The following is a 20650-nucleotide window of genomic DNA, read 5'->3' as shown; positions in this document are numbered from 1 at the left end:
CTCAGCCCATCGCTACGCCGCCGCCGACATGAAACACGTTGCCGGTCGAGTAGCTCGCGCCGCGGACCACCCACTCGACGGTCGCGGCGACCTCGTCGGGCGTGGCCATGCGCCCGAGCGGGACCATCCCGAGCAACCCGGCGCGCTGCTCGGGGCTGAGCTCGGCGACGAGGTCGGTGTCGGTCAGACCGGGCGACACGGCGTTGACGCGGATCCCCTTGCGGGCCGACTCGAGGGCCAGGGCCTTGGTCAGGCCGATCAGCCCGTGCTTGGCCGCGACGTAGCCGGCCGCGCCGGCCTGGGCGATCGAGCCCGAAGCCGAGGCGATGAACACGATCGAGCCCGACTCGGCCGTGCGCATCGCGGGCAGGACCGCGCGGGCCAGGTAGAAGGCCGCGTGAAGGTTGACGCCGAGGGCGGCGTGCCACTGCTCGTCGCGCATGCGGTGCGCCATGGCCGAGTGCTGGAGGCCGGCGTTGTGGACCAACACGTTGACGGGGCCCCAGGCTTCGGTGACCGACTCGACGAGGGCCTCGACCTGCGCGGCCTCGCTGACGTCGGCCGCGAACGCGCGCGCCTGGCCCCCGCGAGCTTCGATCGCCTCGCACAGCTCGCGGGCCGCGGCCTCGCTGGTGCGGTAGTTGACGGCGACCTTGGCCCCGGCGCCCGCGAGCGCGCGGCAGATCGCCGCTCCGATCCCGCGCGAGCCGCCAGACACGAGCGCCACCTGTCCATCGAGATCAATCATGTGCTTTCTCCATCGAGGTCGGTCTTGAGCGCGGCGAAGGCCTCGAGCTCGGGCAGCCAGGTGTCGGGGTGGCCGAGCCCGGCGAGCAGGCGCTTGGTCGCGGTCACGCCCGCGCGCGGCAGGGCCCGGGCGCGGGCGGACCAGCGCGTCGCCGCGGCGTCGAGCTCGTCATCAGGGACGACCGCCGTGAGCAGCCCGGCCGCGTGGGCCGTGGCCGCGTCGAAGCGCTCGCCCGAGAGCAGCCACTCGGTCGCGCGGTGTTTGCCGACGGCGCGGGCGAGGCGGCCGACGGCGCCCGCGGTCGTGGTCAGCCCGTGGCGGACCTCGGGCAGGCCAAACTCGGCGCTCTCGCTGGCGAGGATCGCGTCGCAGTGGAGCGCGAACTCGAACCCACCGCCGACGCAAAAGCCCCGGACCAGGGCCAGGCTCGGGACCGGGAGCCGCTCGAGCTGGCGGAGGGTCCAGGTCACGTCCTGCATGAAGCGTCGCGCCGCCTTGGCGTCGAGGTGGCGCAGCATCTTTAGATCGGCGCCGCTACAAAAGGATGGCCCGGCGCCCCGGAGCACGAGCGCGCGGATCTGAGCGGCGTCGACGACGAGCTGATCGACGGCCTCCGAGAGCTCCTCGGCGAGGCCCCGATCGACCGCGTTGTGGCGCTCGGGTCGGTTGAGGGTCAGCCACGCGACCTCATCGACGATCTCGAGCTCGACCTTGTCGCCGGCGCCGAGCAGCGCCGCGCGGACGATCGCTGGCGACGCGACCACGCCCTGGAGGTGCGAGGTCTTTTGCCAAAACAGGTGGCTCTCGCCGTGGGGCCCCCCGGAGCGCTTGGGCCCCCCCCACGGCGACAGGTAGCTCGGGTGGTGGGCGTGATCGCGGTTGATCATGATCAGGCCGACGTCCTTGGCCGCGCGCACGAAGGTGGTTGCGACCGCGTCGTCGCGGGTCCACAGCGAGGTCCGAAGGCCGAAGGGGATGCCGTTGATCGTCCGCAGCATCGCGTCGAGGATCGCGGCGTCGTCCCCGGCGTAGCTGACGACGGGGAGGATCGGCACGTTGATCTCTTCGCAGAACAGCGGGCTCTCGAGCAGGTCATCGTGCCCGGTGTCGTGCCCGGCGAGATGATGGTCGAGCATGACCACGGTCGGCGCGCCGTAGCTGCCGGTCTCGGACGGCTGACCGCTCGCGTCGACGCGATGCCCACCGGTAGCGATCTCGCCCCGACGCCTGGCCTCGGCGAGGAGCAGGTCGAACTTCTCCGGCCGAAACAAGGGCACGAGTGAGCCGCGCTCGGGGTCGGCCTCCACCGTCTGCAGCGCGCTGGCGCGCTGGCACAGGCCACGAACGAAGTCCGAGGCGATCGCCGGGTGGACGAGGAAGTGCTTGGGGATCGGGCAGGGCTGGGTGGAGAAGTCGAAGCCTCGGATCGCGCTGTCGAGCGCGCCCTCGAGGTCGGCGTCGGACCAGACCACCATGCAGTCGCTGCCCTCGAGCTCGAGCACCACTTTCTTGCCAACCGCGTGGCCCCGCTCGGCGACCGACTGGCCCGCGATCGCGTTGCCGAAGAACACGATGGTGTCGACCACGTCGCTGCTGTAGATGGCTTCGAGCAGCGGCCTCGATCGGCCGGTCACGACCTGGACGAGCTTGGCCGAGTAGCCCGCATCCTCGAGCGCGGTCCCGATGCACTCGGAGGCGATCAGGCGGACGCCACCGTCGTGCCCGGGCGCCCGCATGATCACGCCGTTGCCAGCGAGGAGCATGGAGAACAGCGGCGCGGAGTTGATCGTCGGTGAGTTGCCCGGCGTGATCAGCGCGACGACGCCATCGGGCCTGCGGACCAGGACCTCCGAGCTCGAGGGCGTGGAGCGAAGCAGCTCGGTCGCGGTGTGCTCGAGCAGATCGGCCTCGCCCTGGCGCAAGATCCAGGCGCCGTAGTACTCGGCCAGAGCTGTGGATAAGCCGTCGGCGCGGAGGCAGTCGAGCAAGGCTTCGCGGTTTTTGCGCAGAGTCGCGCCCGCCCTGCGCAGCACCTTTAGCCGGTCCCGAATCGGGACCGCCCGCCAGCAGCCAGCGGCTGCTTCGACACTCCGCGCCACATCTTCGAGCATCTCGCCCTCCATAGACTGCGGTAGCTGCGCCAGTTCAGGCGCGTCTTTGGGGGCCTCGGGCCCACGTTGGACATGTGCAGACCATACACCTGGAGTGTACGCGTGGAATGCGCTGTTTTGGGTCAAACTCGAAAAACCGGCCGAGGAGCTTGTTCTGTGGCGTTTTGGGACATCGTCGAGGAAGGGCCCGATCTTGAAATCCAGTATTTGTAGAATTTGGAACTGTGTGACCGCCTAGGTTTTCCAGTATTAATGTGTATATCGGCCATCAAATCCAGTATTTGTGAAAAATATTCTATGCAGAGCGGAATTCTTCTGGTACATGATCGCCATGAGCGCTCGCATCGAACTCGGCCTCGAGATTATCTCTGGCGACCTCGTTCACGTGAGGTGGAGCGGCCGTGCCGCCGAGCGCAGGCCCGCCGCGGCGCTCAACCCGGTGTTCGAGAAGCTCATCGAACTCGATCGAAACATCGTTTTCGATCTTTCGCGCCTCGAGCACATCTCCAGCTCGACGATGGTCGTCGTGATGAAGTTCGTGAAGCGCCTCGCCGCGCTCGGGCGGGGCATCGATGTTCGCTACGACCGGTCGGTGTCGTGGCAGCGAATGACCTTTGCGTCGCTCGAGCGTCTCGCCGCTCTGCGCGCCGGGCAGCTGGCGGCCTGAACCCCGAGAACCGGCCAGCGGGCCAGATATGTGGATGACTCGTCGGGGGCGAGGCCCCGGGATCCGCTGCGCGCTGCCCTCGACTGCCTCCGGGCGTGAGCGAGGTTGGCGGGCTCAGGCGCGCAGCGCCTCCATGCAGTAGCGAAGGCCGTTGCGGAGGGTGCGGCGGGTCGTGACGACACCGAGGTCGATGCCGAGCCCGGCCATGGTCTGGGCAACCCTGGGGCTGATGCCCGTGATCAGGCCCTCGACGCCGAGCAGCCGGAGGCTGTCGAGCAGGCGCAAGATGTGACTCGCGGTCGCGGTGTCGAGGGCGTCGACGCCGGTCAGGTCGACGATTGCGAAGCGAACGTTCGCGCGGCCGACCTCGACGAGCAGGCGCTCGATGAGATCGTTGGCGCGCTCGTTGTCGATGGTGCCGACGAGGGGCACGGTCAGGACTTTGTCCCAGACTTCGATCAGCGGCGCGGACAGCTCGAGGATCGCGCGTTGCTGGTCTTGAATGGTGGCGAGCTGGCGCTTGAGCTCGAGCTCGGTGCGGACCACGTTGGTGACGTCGAGGGACAAGCCCACGCAGTACTCGGTCTCGCCGGCGGTGTTGGCCAGCGGGATGAACCAGGTCTCCCAACAGATGTCGTGGGCCTTGGACGTGTCGTGGGACGGCTTCCCCGCGAGGGCGTCGGCGATCGGCGCGTGGAGATCGAGCGGGTAGAGATCGAAGACCTTCTTGCCGAGATACTGACCGGGGGTCACGCCGGCGGTCGTGACCGCCTTGCCGTCGTGGTAGATGAACTTGCCGGTGGTGTCGATGGCCCACAGCACGATGTCGAGCGTGTCCATGATCGTCCGCAAGAGCTTGCGTTCGACCCGGGCCGCGAGGAGATCGCCGTCGTCGTCGGCGTCGTCGTCGGCGTCAGCGGGCGGGACGACCTCGATGACGCCGTGGATCGAGCCGTTCGGCGCCCGGCGTGCCTCGCAGCGTACCTGGGTGTGACCCTCGCCCTCGTCGGGCACGCGAAACCTACAGCTGACCGGGAGCTCGCTCTCGGCCAGCGTGCGCAAGAACCCGGTCACGGCCTCGCTGTCATCGGGTGCCGCTAGCGAGGCGAGCGTGGGGTTGTGCGTGAGTCGGGATCGGAAGCGCTCCGTGAGAGCCTTGCTCCAGTGAAGCAGAGTCCCGCGCTCGTCGGCGACGAACAACAGCGAGGGACAGAATTCAAAGAAATCATTCGATGCGTCGGCACTCATGGCTGGTCGAGCGCCAATGGTATCCGAATGAGCTGGTTGAGGCTGGCGATATCGCGCATGCAATACCACCTTATCCAAATGGTGGTGAACGCGCGGTCTGCTAAGCGATTTCGACCGCGCTCTAGCAGCCCGGGGTGCAATGCATCGTGTCGCCTCGCGCCGGAATTTTCGCCGAGGGCGCGAAGCCAAAACGCCGCTGTACCGGGCGTACTGCAAGTTTTGGCGACAAAGCCCTCGGCGAAGAGGCCAAGCGAGGCGGCGCGAGGCATTGCACCCCGGGCTGCTAGTCTTCAAGGGGACTTTCGAAAAAGCCTCTCGCTGCGGCGAAACCGCATACGCTCACCCCAAACATTCAGCTTGTTCAATTTAGCGCTTTGGTTTGGGTTTAGGAGCGCCCTTTGGGGGGGCACGCAGATGGGTGCGGAGCTCATTCGCCGCCCTCGGGACCCATGCGCGCGACCTGGGTGAGGAGCGGGCGCCACGCGGTGCTCGGTCGCGAGGTGAGAATCAGCCATGGGCCCGTTGGACCCTGCTACCAGGGTCCAACGGGCGATTCGTCCCTCGCTAAACCTAAACCTAAACCTCGAGCACGACCGCGGCCGCGGTGTCGCCCGCGGCACAGCCCGCGAACAGCACGTGGCCGCCCCCGAGCAGGCGCGCCTCTTCGATGCCCTCGGCGATCAACCGGGCCCCGGTCGGCCCCTGGGGGTGGCCGAAGATCAGCGAGCTGCCGTAGTTGTTGAACGACTCGGCCTCGATCTCCATCTGGCGGGCGAAGAACAGGTCGTTGACCGCGAAGGGGTTGTGGGTCTTGATGACCTTCATGTCGCCGATGCCGAGGCCGGCGTCGGCGAGGGCCTTGCGCGCGGCCGGGACCACGGCCTTGGCCATGTAGCCCTTCTCGACTCGGGCCTGGCCGTAGCTGAGCAGCCGGACCGGCGCGCCGTCCCGGCTCCAGGCCGTGGCCCGCTCGCGGCTGCACACGAGCAAGCCCGCGTTGCCGTCGGCCGGGTGCGTCTGGCTGCCGAAGGTCACGGTCCCGCCCTCGCGCATGACCGGGCGGAGCTTGGCGAGGCCCTCGGCGGTGGTCGCAAACACGCCCTCGTCGTAGTCGACGGTCCCGACGACCCGGCGCCCGCTCGGGTTGACCTCGACCGGCGTGACCATGTAGCGCTTGTAGAAGCCCTCGGACCTGGCCTGCTCGTACTGCTGGTGGCGATGGAGGGTCAGGGCGTCTTGCTGCTCGCGGGTGACGCCGGCCTCGCGGGCGACGTTCTCGGCGGTCTCGAGCATCGAGTTCTTGGCCCAGGGGTCGCGGGAGAACGAGTCCCAGACCCAGTCTTCGGCGTCGGGCTTGCCGCCGGGGCCGAGCGGGTTGGGGTAGACCATGTGGGGTCCGTTGGAGGTCTTGTCGGCCAGGACCACCAAGGTGGCCTCGTTGTCGTCGGACTCGATCTTGGCGGCCGCGTGGGCCAAGGCGGCGGCCGAGGTCGCGCAGGCTTGCGAGACGATCGCGCCGGTCACGGAGTCGGCGCCGATCATGCCCGCGACCCACGGGGCGGCGTAGAAGCAGTTCGGCGAGGGCACCGTCCAGCCGACGACGAGCTCGGCGAGCTCCTTGGCGTCGACCGCTCGCTCGGCGAGCGCCTTGCGGGCGATCTCGGCCGCGAACTTCAGGGGATGGAGGTTGGCGAAGCTGCCGCCCCACTTGGAGAAGGGAGTGGACCAGTAGCCGCCCGCGGGCAAGAACGCCTTGTCGAAACGCATGCCGCGAGTATGGAGGATTCTCGACCCCCGCAGCCACCTTGGACTTTGCCACGCACGGCCGCTGCGCGTCGGGTCCCCCGTTCGTCGCTCGGTGGGCTGGCATGAGCTTCGCGCCGGTCTGCGTGGTCCCCTGAGCGGGGCTCGACATCTGCTGCGGATATGCCGCTGTCGGCGGCATATATACTCGCGCGATGGTCACTGAAGGTCGCGCCTCTTTCGCGTTCTGCTCGCTCTCGCTGCTGGGCTGGACCCTCGCCGCGTGCACCCCCGCGCCCGGCGCCCAAGCTGCGCAGACGGAGGAGGAGACCGAGGCCAAGCCCGAGGTCGTGTGCAAGCACGTGCGCGACATCGCGGCCAAGGACACCGACGACGCCCAGATCCTCGACCAGGTCCAGCGCGAGTGCGTCGAGACCCTCGGCAAGATGCGGACGCGCTACCAGACCTTCACGACCTGCCTCGACCTGGCCGGCAACGCGGCGGCCGTGGCCCAGTGTGAAGAGCCCCTGGCCAAGCCGCGCTCGCTGATCGCCGCGGCCTCGCCCACGGCCAAGCTCGAGCTCCTGTGTGACCACATGCTCGGCCTGGTCAAGACCGAGCTCGGCGAGATGGCCAGCTCGATGTCGGCCGAGGAGATGCAGCAGCTCCGCGACAAGTGCGTGTCCGAGGCCGAGGCCCAGATCGAGGTCAAGGGCGTCGAGAAGTTCCAACGTGACGCCGACTGCATCCTCGCGGCCCAGACCCTAAAAGACGTCGAGGCCTGCGGGCTCTGAGCTCGGTTGTCGGGGAGCCCCGCCCCGGCGCTCGAGCTCGGCGGCGAGCTCGACCAGCTCCCCGAGCTGCGTCGGCGCCTGGCATTTGGCGTTGAGCGCCCGCTTCCAGCGGCGGGCCCCGGGCCAGCCCGCGAACAGGTTCATCAGCGGTCGCAGGAGGACCGTCGGACTCGGCCCGCGAAAGCGCCGGGGCTCGGCCCGGGCGGCCAGCCACGGCCCGATGGACTCGAGGTACGCGTGGACGACCGCGACCCGAGTCGGCGCCGGGGCGGTCGAGCCAAACACCGCGCGGTCGACCGTCGCGAACATCCACGGGTCGTCCCAGGCCGCGCGTCCGATCATCACGGCGTCGACGTGAACGAGCTGCTCACGGATCTCGGCCACGCTCCGGATCCCACCGTTGATCTCGATCGCGAGGTCCGGGAGCTCGCGCGCGAGGCGATGGACGTCGGCGTAGCGCAGCGGCGGGACGTTGCGGTTTTGCTTGGGTGAGAGCCCCTGCAGCCAGGCCTTGCGCGCGTGGACGGTGAACCGGTCACAGCCCGCGGCCGCCACGAGCTCGACGAACTTCACCATGTCTTCGTAGCGATCGAGCTCGTCGACGCCGATCCGATGTTTGACGGTGACCGGGACCGGGACCGCCGCGCGCATGGCCGCGACGCAGGCGGCGACCCGCTCGGGCTCGCGCATCAGGCAGGCCCCGAAATTGCCGGTCTGGACCCGACTCGACGGGCAGCCGACGTTGAGGTTGATCTCGTCGTAGCCGCGCTCGACGGCGATCGCGGCGCAGCGGGCGAGGGCGCTCGGATCGTCGCCGCCGAGCTGGAGGGCGAGGGGGTGCTCGTCGTCGTCGTAGCCGAGCAGGTAATCGCGGTCGCCGTTTTCGATCGCCGGGCAGGTGATCATCTCGGTGTAGAGCAGCGTGTGGCGGCTGATCAGCCGCATCAGCCGGCGAAAGTGCCGGTCGCTGCGGTCCATCATCGGGGCCACGCTCAGCGGCGGGGTCACGCCGCGCGCGGGCTCGCGCGCTCGCTGTGTACGTACGGACATCGACGGCCAGGCAGGGTAGGGCAGGACCGGGGGCACGGCCAGCACCGATCTCTTGGACCCCCGCTCGTCGCCAGATCCATCCTGCTGCCGGAGCCCGCATACATAAATAAATGAAATCAAAAGGTTATGGCGCCGGGGGCGGGCGCGCTGGAGGTCTCGTCTTGGGGCTTGGATCCGACATCCGTGGTCGATAGACTCGCGTTCGGTTCGGTACGATTTGAACCCGACCGACCACAGACCCGAGGTTCCCGACAATGAAAAAGTTCCGCACCCTCATCGCTCTCGCTGCCCTCGCCCCCATGCTCGCCGCGTGCGCGCCCGCTCCGGAGGACGTCTGCCAGCACGTCGTCGACCTCATGAAGAAGGAGCTCGGCGAGCAAGTTGACGCGATGCCCGAGGACGAGATCACCAAGATCAAGGACAACTGCGTCAAGGAGGCCGAGAAGGAGAAGGAGATGAAGGGCGCCCTCGAGTACAAGAAGCAGGCGAAGTGCGTGATGGCGGCCGAGTCCCTCGATGACCTCAAGACCTGCGAGGAAGACGAAAAGAAGTAGGCTCTGGTCTGCTCTTTGGCGGTCACGCCACCGCAGAGGGTCCGAGTCGGGCCCTCTCGTCGTTGGAGCCTCCGATGGTCTCAGGGCACGGGCTCAGGGCACGGGCTCGGTCAGCGGCCGGGCCCCGTCGCAGGTCCAGCGGAAGGCGTCGAGCAGCACGACCGAGTCGTGGTCGTCGTCGGTCAGGTCGAACACGGCGAGGACCAGCTCGACGCTCTCGCCGGGCTCGAGGCCGAAGCCGGTCGTCAGCCAGCGGGTGCCGGCGTGACCCTCCATCGCAAAGCCGTCGAGCTCGTCGCCGGTGTAGTCGGTGAACCCGGCGTTGACGGTGATCGGGTTGCCAGCAGTGTCAAAGGACACGTTGCCGGTCCAGCTCTCGGACTCGAGCCAGGCCACGAACATGTCGTTGAACCCGCCGCCCGCGAACGAGGGCCACTCGACCGACATGAACGCGAAGTCGAAGGCGAGCCCCTGGGCGTGGTCCGGGACCGTGAGCCCGACCCGGAGCTCGGCGTAGTCCCAGACCTCGCAGCCGCCCTCGCACGCGGCCCACTGGTCGTAGAGGCTGTTCGAGCAGTCGCCCGCGCCGATCAGGCTGGGATCGTCGGCGCAGGTCAGGGTGTCGTCGACGGGCTCGACGGTCATCGGCGCGGGCAAGGTGGTCGGGCCCGCGCCGTGCTGGGTGTTGGGGCAAAACTCCGGCCAGTCGTCGGGATCGCAGACGGCGGCGAGCTCGGCCAGGCTCAGGCCGAGGTGTCCGGCGAGGCCCGTCGACAAGATCAGGAATTTCTCGCCCTCGCGGACCTCGTAGGGGCCGAGGGGGCCGAGGTGCGGCGCGACGGCGCCCGCGGGCGCGCTCACGCCACCGGCGGCCGGGATGCCGCCGACGCAGTCGAGGCCGACGACCTGCAGGGGGTCGTCGCTCGACGCGTCGCAGCTGACCGGGGCCGGCGGCGCGCAGTCGTCCGGGGGCAGATCGAGGACCGGTTGGTCGTCGCTGTCGCCGACCTCGCTCGCGCCACCGCCTTCGGTCGCGAGGTCGCGTACACCGACGACGGTCGAGAGCTCGCAGCCCGTGAGCAGCGCGAGACCGACCAGGCTGAGTCGACGAGCCACAGGCCAGAGCTCAGCGCCAGCTAGCAATGCCTCGCGCCGCCTCGCTTGGCCTTTTCGCCGAGGGCTTTGTCGCCAAAACCCTCGGCGAAGATTCCGGCGCGAGGCGACACGATGCATTGCACTCCGGGCTGCTAGCGGCCGAGGGCGTCGCGGATTCGGTGAGACAGCGGCCCCTTCGGCCAGCGCTGGAGGTACGTGTTGGCGCGCTGCTCGGCCTCGGCGACGCGATCGAGGGCGACCAGGGCCAGGATCGCGTAGCCGCGGCGCTCCTGGATCATCGCGCCGTCGGGGAACTGCTGCTCGGCGGCCTCCATCAGGGCCAGGGTCTTGGCCGGATCCTTGGTCAGGGCCTTGCGGGCGGCGTTGATCTGGGCGGCCTCGTCGGCGAGCGAGGGCGCGTCGGGCTGGGCTGGGGGCGCCGAGGCCGGTCGCACAGGCGCGGTCGCGTGCGGGGCGGGGCTGCCCCCCGCGGCCTGCTGTGCGGACCCGGGGTCCCCGTCAGCGCCGAGGTCATCGGCCCCGGCTTCCGAGGGTGCTTCCGAGGGCGCTTCCGCGGGCGCTTCCGCGGGCGCCTCTGCGAGGGGCTCGCGGGTCCGAGACGCCGCGGGGAGCTCGGCTGGGTCTGAGGTCTCGGGTCCGGCGACGGGCTCGCCCTCGGCTCGAGCTTGGTCCGGGCTGGCGTCGGCGACGAGCCCGTGGGTCTCGGGCTCGACCTCGTCGGCGCCGAGCATCCAGGTCGCGCCGACGCTGCCGCCGATCAGCACGGCCGCGCCGACGCACCACCCGAGCACGCGCAGCGCCGCGCCCGAGCCCTCGGCCGAGCCCGCGGCCGCTGCCGGGGAGAGGATGGCTCGCTCGAAGCGGGCCAGACCCGCGCTCGTGTCGTAGACGACGGGCGCGTGGCTGCTCGCGAGCTCGAGGTCGCCGCGCAGCGACGAGGCGAGCTGAGGGTCGTCGAGGAGCCGGGTGGGGGGGGAGTTGGCATCGCTCATGACATCACCGGGACGCGGTTGGAGGGTCGAACTGGCCGGCGCTCGCGCTCGATCATGCGGGCGTGCGCTTCTTTGAATTGTTTGCGGGCCTTGTGGAGGCGCGAGTAGACGGTCCCGACCGGGATGTCGAAGGCGCCGGCGATCGACTGGCAGGGCTCGCCCTCGAGCTCGAACAGGATGAAGATCGCCCGCCGCTCGGGGTCGAGGCTGTCGAGCGCGGCCTGGACGCGGTCGAGGGCCTCCTGGGTCTCGGCCGCGCGGGCCGGGTCGACCTCGTGGCTGTGGGCGTCTGCGACGGTGTCGTGGTCGGGCTGTTCGCGGGAGCGCCGACGGCTGCGGCGTGAGACCGAGGCCACGCGGATCGCTATTTCGGCCAGCCAGGTCGTCGGCCGGGCGCGGCCGTCTTCGATGAAGCCCCCGCGCCGGTGGGCGACGAGGAACACCTCCTGGACGAGGTCGTCGACCTCGGCGGGTCCGGCCCCTAGGCGGTGGAGGAAGCTGGCCACGAAGCCGGCGTGCTCGCGGAAGAGCGAGGCTGCGTCGTGATGCCTGGGGGCGCGGATAGACATCCAGGGTCTCCATGGACGGCGCGCGCGGATCCTTCAGGTTGATTTGGCGGGCGCGGAACGCGACGGGTCGGTCCAGCTTAGCTCAGAACTCGGCTTTGCTCAGAAACCCGTTCACATCGCGTCTTTACTGAGCAGTGGGCTACTTTGCTGAGCAGCGCGAGCAGATAGTCCACCCCAGACAACGCGCGAAATTCCAGGTCGCGACAGCGTTTTGAGCAGTCCAGACCGAGGTTATGGGTAAGACCAAAACCACTGACCCGACCACGCTGATGTTCGGCCGCACGCTCAAACGGCTGCGCCGCGCTCGCCGGATGACCCAGGAAGATCTAGGCGAGGCGAGCGGCCTGGCCTCGGACACGATCCGCCGGATCGAGATCCACGACGTCTCGCCGCGCCTCGCCACGCTGGCCATGATCGCGCGCGGTCTGGGCCTGCCGATCTCCACCATGTTCGAGGCGCTCGACCTCGCCGAGCTGGATGTCGAGCGAGAGATCGTCCGAGCCGCTCGCCCGCTCACGCCAGCCGAGCGCGCGCTGGCGCCTCGCGTCCTACGGACCATCGCCGCGCTCTTCGAGGCCGCGGTCGAGGCCGATGATGGCCAGTGAGACGGACCAGCGCGGCAAGGAGCCCCCGGAGGGCTTCGCCGTCATGCGCGAGGCCGACCTCGACCCCGAGCAGGGCCGCGCCACGCACTGGCTCTACCGCGGCGCCATCGGTCCCCGGCGGTTCATCCGGCCCGGCTACAGCTCGCGCGAGCAGGCGTGTCGCGGGGCCTGGGTCGTCTACCGCATGGCGCTCACCGTGGACGAGCGCTACCAGCGGCAGCTCAAGCAACGGCGGCTGCGCGAGGTGTGGCGCACGCGGGCGTGGGTCGACGCGCCCGGGGTCCAAGACGAGTACGTGATCCGGCTCGACACCTGGGATCACATGGAGGCGCAGTTGCTCGCGCAGATCATCGAGGACGCGGGCAGCATCCGCCGCGCCGCGATCGCCATCGACCTACCTCGCTCGACGCTCGGCGCCCGTGTCAACCGTCACTGTGAGCGGGGCACGTGGCCCGATGGTGACTAGACCCCGAGGGGTGCTCCTACAGGGACGGGTGCTCCTACAGGATCGAGCACCCACGCGGGAGCTCCGCCCGAGAGGTGAACTCCTTGCCGCATCGCAGGCACACGTAGTCGCCGGAGCTCATCCCGCCGAATCGCTCGCTAGTGACGCTCTCATGAGCACACGGCTTGTTGCCCGCCGCCGCCCAGCTCTCCCGACGCCTCCCCGCTTCGTCCGCTTCCATGAGAGTAGGGTATCCAGCGCGCGTACCCTCGATCAAGCTCAGCGTCACCCCCGGCGCGTCGGATACACTCGGCGCCATGGCCCTCTGCATCATGAAGGATACTGTCGAGCGTCTGCGTAAGCGGGCGATGGACGCACGCCGTGAGGCGACCGACGACCAGCGCGCGGACCTGGACGATCTGATCAGCGAGTGCGATCGCGCCCTGACCCACGCCACGCGCATGCCGTCGTATCCCGGCGGTCGCCTGGAGACGGGCCGGGCTCAGGTTGCGTTTAGCCGCGCCGAGGGCCTTCGAGCCAAGCATCCGGGGCTCCTGCCGCTAGACGACGGCAAGTCCTGACCAACCGCTCGACAACTACGCCAGCGGGGATCTAGCATCGCGGCCATGGCAGACATCCGACAGGACTACCCGAATGGCACGAAGATCACAGTGGACGGCGAGACGTGGACCGTTGTCGGTCACTATGGCGGAATACAGTCGCCGCAGTCGCCTCCCGACTTCACCAACCGACGCGCGGGCGTCATCGCTGCGCCCGAGGGCGGCGGCGATCCGAAGATCTTCCGCCGAGAGCAGATCGGTCAGTAGTCCCAGGTCTTGGACCCCGGGCAGTCGGAGCCGTCGGGCAAGCGGTGCCCCCACATCGCGCCAGACCTGCGGGTGAGGGTCCGGCGTCCGCAGTGGCGACAGGTCACCCGGCGGTGATCGTCGCGGCGGGCTACTCCTCGGCCGGTTTCGGACCCGGCTTCACCGTGCCCGGCGGGATGTTCCAGTACTTCGACCGGCAGCTCGCGCAGGACGAGGGCAGCGGCGCCTCGCTCGTCTCCAGCGGCTTGCGCGGGGTCCAGCGATGGCCGCACCGCTCGCACGTGTACACGGTCACGTAGACCCGCTCGCGCTTGACCCCCATGCTCGGGGTCGAGTGTACGCTCGTCGTCGTGTTGGTCAATGGACATGCTGGCTCTCCTCGTGGGTCGAGCCCCAGAACTCGACCGCGATCCCCAGCTCGTAGGTGGCCATGGTCAGCACGCACAGGTTGTGCGCGAGCACCTTGCAGAGCACCTCGTTGCGCTGGGCGGTGAACTTCTTGGCGCGGACGCTCGCGCCGAACTTGCGTTTGATCATCGAGAACGCGGTCTCGACGTTGCTACGCGCGTGGTAGACCTTACGGAATTCGTCGTTCTTGTAGACGAACAGCCCGTACATCTTGCGCCACATCTCCGACCCCTCGCCGATCGAGCCGACCTTGAAGGGGATGTAAGGCACCGCGCCCACGGCCTCGATCTCGTCGAAGTTGCGATGGCTCAGGTACGCCTTGTCCGCGCAGACGTTGGCGACGTCGAAGCGCTCAGCGGTGTTCGTGAGCAGCTCGGGGAGTTGCGGCGCGTCCCCAGCGTTGCCCGTGGTCACGAGCGCGTCGGTGATCACGTGGGTCGTGGTCCCGCACATGATGTGGCAGGTGACCCACTTCTGGCGCTTCCGTTCCTTGCCCCACTTGTGATCGAACCAGCGGCTGTAGGTGTTCGTCGAGAAACCCGACGAGTCGATCGCCACGGTGGTCTCGACCTCCGCGAGTGGGGCCGCGCTCTCGCGGATCAGCACGCGGAGCAGATCGGTGAGCTTGGGATCGTCCAGGTAGGTGACCAGGGTCGAGGGCGCGATCATCGACGAGGTGTGCCCCGCCTCCTTGGCCGCGCGCACGTCCGAGGCACAGCGCCGCGACGAGAGCCCCGAGTAGGCCCGCATGACCGCGGCGAAGACCACGTCGGCGAGCGGCTTGCGGGGATGGCCCCGCTTGCTCACGGGCTGCTGGATGCCACGGCACAGGTCGCGCAGCATCGTCTCGACGTGCTCGCGCTCGCGCGTCTGCGCGAGGTAGTAGGCGCCCCAGTCCTGCTTGTAGGTGGGGCGCTTGCCGGGCTTCTCATCCTTCACTTGAGCGGGGGCCTCGATCTCACCGGCCGTGATCCGCACGGCGGTGATGTGCTTGCAGTCGAAGCCCTCGGCGTTGCCGTTGTCCTCGAAGTCGGGGCACACGCACGCGGGGCGATCGCCGGCGGTGTCGACCAGGTACGCACCCTTGTGCGTCTGCGACGGGACCGACCACACGCCATCTCGAAGTTGGCGAACCCGCCCGAGTCGGGCGATGGCCACACCGCGGAGGAACCGGGGGCTATGCGACGTCGTCTCCACTACCCTTCTACAATGCTTCGCATTTACTGAGAATCATTATCTGGGATAGACAACGAGCGGGCGTGTACTTGGCACGTCTCCGCATGCGCGACCGGAAAGAAAAATCCAGATCGCCGGAAGCATCCACACCGCTCGTCGGTGTGGATGCTTCGACCGCAACGGAGCCGCCGCGCGAGCGAAGGCAACGTCCGTCACGACCGTTCATGCTAGAACGGGAGCGTGCCCGAGGGGACTCGAACCCCTGACCGGCCCTACGCAAAAGAGCAGCTCTATCCTCTGAGCTACGGGCACAACAGACCGCCGCGTTCGATCGTCACCTGCAAGTGGATTGGCCGCGGCGGTCACCTTTGGTTTTGGTGGGAGGAGAACGGCCGCGAGGTCGGCCGCGTCGGAGCGGGGCTGCTGTATCGGTCACAACCACCGCTACCCAGCCGAGTCGCTGGTGCTTTCGTCGAACCAGCACAACCGCCCTAGGACGCTGCTGACGCGCTCTAGGGTGCGATCTACGGGCAGATCGATTTCGAGCGGACACGTTAAACCTGTTTTGAGTCACCTCGGTCTCATGCTGTCATCTCGCAGTTCGCCACCTGCGCACCCGCGTCTCGCTTCGGCGTCCTGCCGCGGTGGCTGTCTGCCTCATGGGTCGGACTCTCGATTTTCTGAGCAGCCGCGATCAGGCGTCGGCTTTTCTGAGCGGAGGGGAGTTGCTGAGCAAAGCCTCAGAACTCGAAGCGCGGGCCGACGGCGACGACGAGGCCGGCGACGGGGAAGCGCTCGCTCGCCAGGAGCTGCCCTCCGGTGCTGCGGACGTCGATACGGGTGCGATGGAAGGGGAACACGCCCTCGACGCGCAGCTCGAGGGCGAGCGGGCCGACGAGGTGGACGGCGAGGTCGACCGCCGCGATCCCGCCCAGCCACGGGATCGCGCGTCGAAAATTGTCGGTGTACCCGCGCCCGACCGACACGCTCGCGCCCGCGGCCACCCCCCCACAGGTGCGCAGTCGTACAACCCGAGGCGCGGTCCCCCAGCACAGATCCAGGCGTCCGGCCGCGAGGGTGACGCCGACCCGGCCCTCGTCGAGCTTGAAGCCGGGCAGGTGGGTGGCGAGGGCCCCGAAGCGCAGGTCGAAGTGATCGAGGGGGCGAAGGTCCAGCGACAGCTCGCCGCCGCCGCTGAGGCCCGGGGTCAGGCCGGCGAAGGCTCCGGCGGCGGCCGTCAGCGCGAGCGCGGGGCCGCGGCGACGAGGCGGGGGCGGGGTCCGTCGCGCCTGGCTCGGGAGGTCTCCCTCGCCCGGCCGCGCCTGCTCGACTCGCGCAGCCTCGTCGACGAGGCCGAGCTCGGTCGCGAGGGTGTCGTCGAGGGCGATCGCAATCGCGAGCGCGACGACCGCGTGGAGATCTGCGCAGCTGTCTGGGGCCGGCTCGAAGCGGCGCTCGACGGCGACCTCGTCGCGGACCCGGACCACGAAGCTCAGCGCGCGGGGGCTGTCCGAGGAGCCGCGGACCCGGATCGACACGCGCGGATCGACCTCGGCGGCGTCGCGCCAGCTGAGCAGATTGGCGAGCAGCGTGGCGCGGTCGAGGCAGGTCAGGCCGGGCTCGACGGCCAGCGCGTCGTCGAGGGTCCGGACGGCGGACATCTTTGGCGCGCGCGTGTCACCGGGCTCGGGCGGCGATGCCCGGGCGCTCGCGCTCGCGAACGCGAGCAGCCACGCGAGCGCAGCGATCGCCAGCTGGCCGAGCGCCTGGCAATGACGGCCCGCGCGGGGACCGAGCTCGGGCTCAAAAGTCGTCTTCTTCCTCCTTGGGGGTGGGGGCCGCGCTGAAGCTGATCGAGGGCTCACTCGCAAAGCCGACGACCTCGGCGGCTGCGGGCTTCGGCCGGGCCTTGGCCGACGAGGGCGCGCCGCTCGAGGGCCAGGCGATCGCCGAACGATCGCCGCGGACCGCGAACAGCTGCCCCTCGCGCTCGGCTCGCTCGCGCCAGCTCCCGCTCGGCTCGCGCTCTCGCGCGTCGCACAGCTCGTTGATCGCACAGTTCTCGCAGTCGGGCCCCTTGGACTTGCACAGGTGGCGGCCGTGGAGGATCAGCCGGTGGCTGATGTCGATCCAGCGCTCACGAGGCACGAGCTTGGTCAGCACAGCCTCGACCTTGTCGGGTTTCTTGCCGGCCTTGACCACGCCGAGGCGGGCCGAGACCCGCGCGACGTGGGTGTCGACGACGATCCCGCTGGCGACCCCAAACGCGATGCCCAGGACCAGGTTGGCGGTCTTGTGCGAGGCCCCGGGCAGGGCGACGAGCTCCTCGTGGGTCCGCGGGACCTCGCCGCCGTGGCGCTCGACGATCGCCTGGGCGCAGGTGCGGATCGCCTTGGCCTTGTTGCGATAGTAGCCGCTGCGCTTGACGACGAGCTCGACCTCTTCCTGGCTCGCGGCCGCGAGCTCGGCGGGGGTCGGCCAGCGCTCGAACAGGGCCGGGCGGATCTCGTTGATGACCGAGTCCCTGGCCTGCGCGCTCAAGATCGTGACGATCAGCAGCTGCCAGGGATCATCGTGGTCGAGCTCGCAGACGGCCTCTGGCAGCGCGACAGCCAGGCGATCGTCGACCTCGGCGAGCAGGGCCGCGGGATCGGGGTGGAGGGGCATGGCCACAGTTATACGCCGATACGCCGGTCTCAGCGCGATCCCTTGCGTTGTTCCAGGCGAAGGTTGATCTTGTCGTATGCGTGGTCGTTCGTTGATCTTCACGGCAGCTGTCGCGGTCCCCAGCCTCGGTGTGGCGATGGGCCGCCGGGCGCCGCGGACGGCGAGACCGGCGACGAGACCGGCGCGCCAGCTGCTTGCTCCGAGCTGCCGGGGCCCTGGGACGCCGGCTACGCCCTCCCCAAGCAGGAGCCGCTCCCCGGGGACATCTACGACACGACCAAGCTCGGACACTACAACACCGGGCACGTGTTTGGCGACGACCTGAGCGCAGGCGAGCGCGCGGCGGTGCTCGAGTATCTCGAGACCCTGTGATCGGGGGCGGGTGGCGTCCTCGACCCGCCCACCCGCTCAGCAGCTCAGCAGCTCAGCAGCTCAGCAGCTCACCAGCTCAGATCATGGTTGACCCGGGCCTCGTCACCGCTGGCCGCGGGAGGGAACACCCAGCTCGACACGGCCTGAACGATGCAAGCGCGGGCGTGATCGCCGAGGGTGTTCGCGTAGGTCGAGATCCGCGTGACCGCCCCGGCGTCGCCGATCGTGAACGCGAGGCCGACCGTGCCTGCGCTCGCCTCGGGCACGCACCCGTCGAGCTCGTGACGGCGGGCCTCGAACACCGCGCCGACGGCCGCGGGCTTGACCGTGCCCTCGACCCGGGGCAGCCCGGCCGCGCGCAGCTCGGCCTCGGACGAGAACACGAAGGGGTAGGTGAGGGTCACGAGGGCGCCGCCGCGGGGCCGGGGAAACTGCCAGCGGGGGATCGCCTCGCTCAGGCACGCGGCGACCGAGGGGTCGGTGAGCGCGTCCTCGACCACCGTCACGTCGTCCGCGTGACCGTCGTCGCCGATCGTGAAGCGCAGCAGCACGCGGCCTCCGAGGCCTGGGGAGCGCGCGAGCCCGGTTTCGTAGCAGGCGCGAACTACGGCCATTTTTGCGCGTACCACCACGCGAATCTCTTCGCGAGTCAAGGGGGCGGCACCCGATTCAGCCCCGGAGTCGGGCTCGTGATCGGACTCGATGTGCGTACTCTTTGCGGCCACCTGCTCGTGCGGTCCCGGGGGCCGGACCTGATCGTTGGTCCGGCAAGCGGCGAGCGCGAGCGCGAGCGCCAGCGCAGCGTGGCTCGGAGCTCCCAGACGGCGAGAGGCGTTGGACACAGGACCGAGGGTAGCCCGACTTCGCGATTGAGCGCCGGAGGTCGAAAATGGTGGTAGACAATGGCATGAGCCGCGTTAGTTGTCTCAGCGTTCCAGGTTTGTTCCTCCTGCTCGCGTGCGCACCTGCGACCGGCGGTGCCGGTGGTGACGAGGGTACCGAGTCCGATGAGGGAGAGTGCGTTGGCCAAGCCGACTGCGCGTGCACGCCGGGGGGCGGCTGCGATCCTGGGCTCGTCTGCGAGGCCGAGATGTGCGTGCCCGAGGGGGGCGAGGCTGATGACGACACGGGCGAGAGCGACGGGGACACGGGCGACGGCGACCCGGCCTGCACCGAAAACGGCTGCATGTGCGACGGCTCGCCGGGGAGCTGCGACCCCGAGCTCGTGTGCGACGAGGGGATCTGCTCGCCCAACCTGTGCGGCAACGCGGTCGCCGACGACGGCGAGGCCTGCGACGACGGCAACGAGGTCGACGGCGACGGCTGCGACACCGACTGCACCTTCACCACCTTGGAGGTGTTCGGCGGGGGCCTGCACACCTGCGCGCTGATCGAGGGCGGTCGCGTGCGATGCTGGGGCGAGGGCATGTTCGGGACCCTCGGCCACGGCAACACCGAAGACATCGGCGACGATGAGACCCCGGCCAGCGCGGGCGACGTCGCGCTGCCGGGCAGCGTGGTCTCGCTCGCGGCTGGGGGGGTTCACAATTGCGCTCAGTTTGACGACGACTGGTTGCGGTGCTGGGGATCCAATATCTACGGCCAGCTCGGCAACGCCGCGGACAGCGACCTCGGTGACGACGAGACCCTGGAGATGTTGCCGGGTATTGCGATCGTCGAGGCCGTCAGCCAATTCGAGAGCGGGAGCTTCCACAACTGCGCGCGCCTCGTTACTGGCGACGCGCGCTGCTGGGGCGCCAATGCCGTCGGCCAGCTCGGCGTCGGAGACACCACGACGATCGGCGACAACGAGCCCCCCAGCGCGGGCGAGCTGGTCTTCGACGGGACCGACGGCATCGAGCGCGTCGCCGCGGGCGTGTGGCACAACTGCGCGCTCACGGTCAGCGACGAGCTGATCTGTTGGGGCAGGAACATCAGCGGCCAGCTCGGCTACGGCAACAGCCAGAGCCTCGGCGACGATGAGCCGCCGTCCGACGCCGGCCCGGTCGACGTGCGCCCGGGCGCGCTGCCGAACGACGCGTCGATCAGCGCGGTCGCGCTCGGCGGCGGGCACAGCTGCGTGCTGTTCTCGACCGGCGAGGTGCTGTGCTGGGGGGGCAACGAAGACGGCGAGCTCGGCCAGGGCCACACCGACGACTGGGGCGACGACAACGACGAGCTGCCCTCGGCCTTGCCGCTCATCGATCTCGGCGGCGTGGCCACGGCGATCAGCGCGGGCGAGGAGCACACCTGCGCCCTGCTCGACGACGGCTCCGTGCGCTGCTGGGGCAAGAACGACTTCGGCCAGCTCGGGCTCGGTCATCTCGACAACATCGGAGACGATGAGGCCCCGGCCGACGCCGAGGCCGTCGACCTCGGGGGGCTGGCGATCTCGATCTCGGCCGGGGGCGACCACACCTGTGCGGTCCTCGCTGACTACTCGGTTGTGTGCTGGGGCAACGGCGCTGCCGGGCGCCTCGGCTACGGGAACGTCGACAACATCGGAGACGATGAGTCGCCATCGGCCGCGGGCTTTGTCGAGGTGCTCTAGCAGCCCG

Annotated in this window: 22 protein-coding genes and 1 tRNA gene; 10 read left to right on the top strand and 13 right to left on the bottom strand. The window is 69.3% G+C overall.

Annotated features, from left to right (window positions below):
• Nucleotide 1 precedes the first annotated feature (1 nt).
• Both ENSA5_RS21580 and ENSA5_RS21575 read right to left on the bottom strand, forming a co-directional pair.
• Nucleotides 2-748 carry an SDR family NAD(P)-dependent oxidoreductase gene (locus tag ENSA5_RS21580; RefSeq protein WP_106393570.1) on the bottom strand — a complete coding sequence of 249 codons (747 nt, stop codon included), beginning with the start codon at nt 746-748 and terminating at the stop codon, nt 2-4.
• A complete protein-coding gene (locus ENSA5_RS21575) occupies nt 745-2985 on the bottom strand; it encodes an aldehyde dehydrogenase family protein (protein WP_258182956.1) in 2241 nt (746 codons plus the stop codon). The genes ENSA5_RS21580 and ENSA5_RS21575 overlap by 4 nt, the downstream gene beginning before the upstream one ends.
• 196 nt (nt 2986-3181) lie before the next feature.
• Here ENSA5_RS21575 and ENSA5_RS21570 point away from each other — a divergent pair, with 196 nt between their 5' ends.
• Complete coding sequence (locus ENSA5_RS21570) at nt 3182-3526, top strand: hypothetical protein (RefSeq protein ID WP_106393568.1); 345 nt, start codon at nt 3182-3184, stop codon at nt 3524-3526.
• Between the two features lie 114 nt (nt 3527-3640).
• Here ENSA5_RS21570 and ENSA5_RS21565 read toward each other — a convergent pair whose 3' ends face one another.
• Both ENSA5_RS21565 and ENSA5_RS21560 read right to left on the bottom strand, forming a co-directional pair.
• Nucleotides 3641-4774: an STAS domain-containing protein gene (locus tag ENSA5_RS21565; protein ID WP_106393567.1), complete on the bottom strand. Its 1134-nt coding sequence runs from the start codon at nt 4772-4774 to the stop codon at nt 3641-3643.
• Nucleotides 4775-5350: 576 nt separating this feature from the next.
• Entirely contained in the window at nt 5351-6541 is a 1191-nt protein-coding gene (locus ENSA5_RS21560; protein ID WP_106393566.1) for a thiolase family protein, read from the bottom strand.
• Nucleotides 6542-6732: 191 nt separating this feature from the next.
• On the opposite strand from ENSA5_RS21560, the gene ENSA5_RS21555 reads away from it, so the two are divergent.
• Nucleotides 6733-7311, top strand: a complete 579-nt coding sequence (locus tag ENSA5_RS21555) for a hypothetical protein (protein ID WP_106393565.1) — start codon at nt 6733-6735, stop codon at nt 7309-7311.
• Here the strand turns inward: ENSA5_RS21555 and dusA are convergent.
• Nucleotides 7282-8361, bottom strand: coding sequence for a tRNA dihydrouridine(20/20a) synthase DusA (dusA, locus tag ENSA5_RS21550; RefSeq protein WP_106393592.1), 1080 nt, complete (start codon nt 8359-8361; stop codon nt 7282-7284). The two genes, ENSA5_RS21555 and dusA, sit on opposite strands and share 30 nt — an antisense overlap.
• A gap of 254 nt (nt 8362-8615) precedes the next feature.
• Between dusA and ENSA5_RS21545 the strand changes: the two genes are divergently transcribed.
• Complete coding sequence (locus ENSA5_RS21545) at nt 8616-8915, top strand: hypothetical protein (RefSeq protein ID WP_106393564.1); 300 nt, start codon at nt 8616-8618, stop codon at nt 8913-8915.
• A 93-nt stretch (nt 8916-9008) separates the two neighbouring features.
• Here ENSA5_RS21545 and ENSA5_RS21540 read toward each other — a convergent pair whose 3' ends face one another.
• The 3 genes from ENSA5_RS21540 to ENSA5_RS21530 form a co-directional block, all read right to left on the bottom strand.
• Nucleotides 9009-10031 carry a choice-of-anchor L domain-containing protein gene (locus ENSA5_RS21540; RefSeq protein WP_106393563.1) on the bottom strand — a complete coding sequence of 341 codons (1023 nt, stop codon included), beginning with the start codon at nt 10029-10031 and terminating at the stop codon, nt 9009-9011.
• Nucleotides 10032-10162: 131 nt separating this feature from the next.
• Complete coding sequence (locus ENSA5_RS21535) at nt 10163-11023, bottom strand: hypothetical protein (RefSeq protein WP_106393562.1); 861 nt, start codon at nt 11021-11023, stop codon at nt 10163-10165.
• Nucleotides 11020-11592, bottom strand: a complete 573-nt coding sequence (locus ENSA5_RS21530) for an RNA polymerase sigma factor (protein ID WP_106393561.1) — start codon at nt 11590-11592, stop codon at nt 11020-11022. Before ENSA5_RS21530 ends, ENSA5_RS21535 begins: the two co-directional genes overlap by 4 nt.
• 233 nt (nt 11593-11825) lie before the next feature.
• Between ENSA5_RS21530 and ENSA5_RS21525 the strand changes: the two genes are divergently transcribed.
• The 5 genes from ENSA5_RS21525 to ENSA5_RS21500 all read left to right on the top strand — a co-directional run bounded on the left by ENSA5_RS21525 (nt 11826) and on the right by ENSA5_RS21500 (nt 13768).
• The gene (locus ENSA5_RS21525; protein ID WP_106393560.1) at nt 11826-12197 is read left to right on the top strand and encodes a helix-turn-helix domain-containing protein; all 372 of its coding nucleotides are present in this window, start codon (nt 11826-11828) and stop codon (nt 12195-12197) included.
• Complete coding sequence (locus ENSA5_RS21520; RefSeq protein WP_181198014.1) at nt 12184-12663, top strand: hypothetical protein; 480 nt, start codon at nt 12184-12186, stop codon at nt 12661-12663. The genes ENSA5_RS21525 and ENSA5_RS21520 overlap by 14 nt, the downstream gene beginning before the upstream one ends.
• A 296-nt stretch (nt 12664-12959) precedes the next feature.
• The gene (locus tag ENSA5_RS21510) at nt 12960-13223 is read left to right on the top strand and encodes a hypothetical protein (protein WP_146155960.1); all 264 of its coding nucleotides are present in this window, start codon (nt 12960-12962) and stop codon (nt 13221-13223) included.
• A 45-nt stretch (nt 13224-13268) separates the two neighbouring features.
• On the top strand, nt 13269-13469 hold the full coding sequence (locus ENSA5_RS21505; RefSeq protein WP_106393556.1) for a hypothetical protein: 201 nt from the start codon (nt 13269-13271) through the stop codon (nt 13467-13469).
• A 92-nt stretch (nt 13470-13561) separates the two neighbouring features.
• Nucleotides 13562-13768, top strand: a complete 207-nt coding sequence (locus tag ENSA5_RS21500) for a hypothetical protein (RefSeq protein ID WP_106393555.1) — start codon at nt 13562-13564, stop codon at nt 13766-13768.
• A 58-nt stretch (nt 13769-13826) separates the two neighbouring features.
• Here the strand turns inward: ENSA5_RS21500 and ENSA5_RS21495 are convergent, their stop codons facing one another.
• The 4 genes from ENSA5_RS21495 to nth all read right to left on the bottom strand — a co-directional run bounded on the left by ENSA5_RS21495 (nt 13827) and on the right by nth (nt 17720).
• Nucleotides 13827-15035 carry a transposase gene (locus tag ENSA5_RS21495; RefSeq protein WP_146155959.1) on the bottom strand — a complete coding sequence of 403 codons (1209 nt, stop codon included), beginning with the start codon at nt 15033-15035 and terminating at the stop codon, nt 13827-13829.
• A gap of 257 nt (nt 15036-15292) precedes the next feature.
• Nucleotides 15293-15365, bottom strand: a tRNA-Ala gene (locus ENSA5_RS21490).
• 428 nt (nt 15366-15793) lie between these two features.
• Nucleotides 15794-16714 (bottom strand): hypothetical protein, encoded by a 921-nt coding sequence (locus ENSA5_RS21485; protein ID WP_106393553.1) that lies wholly within the window; start codon nt 16712-16714, stop codon nt 15794-15796.
• Between the two features lie 142 nt (nt 16715-16856).
• Nucleotides 16857-17720: an endonuclease III gene (gene nth, locus ENSA5_RS21480; RefSeq protein WP_106393552.1), complete on the bottom strand. Its 864-nt coding sequence runs from the start codon at nt 17718-17720 to the stop codon at nt 16857-16859.
• A gap of 69 nt (nt 17721-17789) precedes the next feature.
• On the opposite strand from nth, the gene ENSA5_RS21475 reads away from it, so the two are divergent.
• A complete protein-coding gene (locus ENSA5_RS21475) occupies nt 17790-18092 on the top strand; it encodes a hypothetical protein (RefSeq protein WP_146155958.1) in 303 nt (100 codons plus the stop codon).
• Between the two features lie 68 nt (nt 18093-18160).
• On the opposite strand, the gene ENSA5_RS21470 is transcribed toward ENSA5_RS21475, so the two are convergent.
• Nucleotides 18161-18817 carry an AgmX/PglI C-terminal domain-containing protein gene (locus ENSA5_RS21470; protein WP_258182958.1) on the bottom strand — a complete coding sequence of 219 codons (657 nt, stop codon included), beginning with the start codon at nt 18815-18817 and terminating at the stop codon, nt 18161-18163.
• Nucleotides 18818-18999: 182 nt separating this feature from the next.
• On the opposite strand from ENSA5_RS21470, the gene ENSA5_RS21465 reads away from it, so the two are divergent.
• Nucleotides 19000-20643: a hypothetical protein gene (locus ENSA5_RS21465; RefSeq protein WP_146155956.1), complete on the top strand. Its 1644-nt coding sequence runs from the start codon at nt 19000-19002 to the stop codon at nt 20641-20643.
• Nucleotides 20644-20650 lie beyond the last annotated feature (7 nt).

The sequence above is a fragment of the Enhygromyxa salina genome (assembly GCF_002994615.1).
Lineage (GTDB): Bacteria > Myxococcota_A > Polyangia > Nannocystales > Nannocystaceae > Plesiocystis > Plesiocystis salina_A.
This window is presented reverse-complemented; position numbering and strand designations above follow the sequence as displayed.

Coding starts and splice junctions, on each gene's coding strand:
- ENSA5_RS21580 (WP_106393570.1), bottom strand. CDS start 748: ATGATTGATCTCGATGGACAGGTGGCGCTCGTGTCTGGCGGCTCGCGC.
- ENSA5_RS21570 (WP_106393568.1), top strand. CDS start 3,182: ATGATCGCCATGAGCGCTCGCATCGAACTCGGCCTCGAGATTATCTCT.
- ENSA5_RS21565 (WP_106393567.1), bottom strand. CDS start 4,774: ATGAGTGCCGACGCATCGAATGATTTCTTTGAATTCTGTCCCTCGCTG.
- ENSA5_RS21560 (WP_106393566.1), bottom strand. CDS start 6,541: ATGCGTTTCGACAAGGCGTTCTTGCCCGCGGGCGGCTACTGGTCCACT.
- ENSA5_RS21555 (WP_106393565.1), top strand. CDS start 6,733: ATGGTCACTGAAGGTCGCGCCTCTTTCGCGTTCTGCTCGCTCTCGCTG.
- dusA (WP_106393592.1), bottom strand. CDS start 8,361: ATGTCCGTACGTACACAGCGAGCGCGCGAGCCCGCGCGCGGCGTGACC.
- ENSA5_RS21545 (WP_106393564.1), top strand. CDS start 8,616: ATGAAAAAGTTCCGCACCCTCATCGCTCTCGCTGCCCTCGCCCCCATG.
- ENSA5_RS21535 (WP_106393562.1), bottom strand. CDS start 11,023: ATGAGCGATGCCAACTCCCCCCCCACCCGGCTCCTCGACGACCCTCAG.
- ENSA5_RS21530 (WP_106393561.1), bottom strand. CDS start 11,592: ATGTCTATCCGCGCCCCCAGGCATCACGACGCAGCCTCGCTCTTCCGC.
- ENSA5_RS21525 (WP_106393560.1), top strand. CDS start 11,826: ATGGGTAAGACCAAAACCACTGACCCGACCACGCTGATGTTCGGCCGC.
- ENSA5_RS21520 (WP_181198014.1), top strand. CDS start 12,184: ATGATGGCCAGTGAGACGGACCAGCGCGGCAAGGAGCCCCCGGAGGGC.
- ENSA5_RS21510 (WP_146155960.1), top strand. CDS start 12,960: ATGGCCCTCTGCATCATGAAGGATACTGTCGAGCGTCTGCGTAAGCGG.
- ENSA5_RS21505 (WP_106393556.1), top strand. CDS start 13,269: ATGGCAGACATCCGACAGGACTACCCGAATGGCACGAAGATCACAGTG.
- ENSA5_RS21485 (WP_106393553.1), bottom strand. CDS start 16,714: ATGTCCGCCGTCCGGACCCTCGACGACGCGCTGGCCGTCGAGCCCGGC.
- nth (WP_106393552.1), bottom strand. CDS start 17,720: ATGCCCCTCCACCCCGATCCCGCGGCCCTGCTCGCCGAGGTCGACGAT.
- ENSA5_RS21465 (WP_146155956.1), top strand. CDS start 19,000: ATGAGCCGCGTTAGTTGTCTCAGCGTTCCAGGTTTGTTCCTCCTGCTC.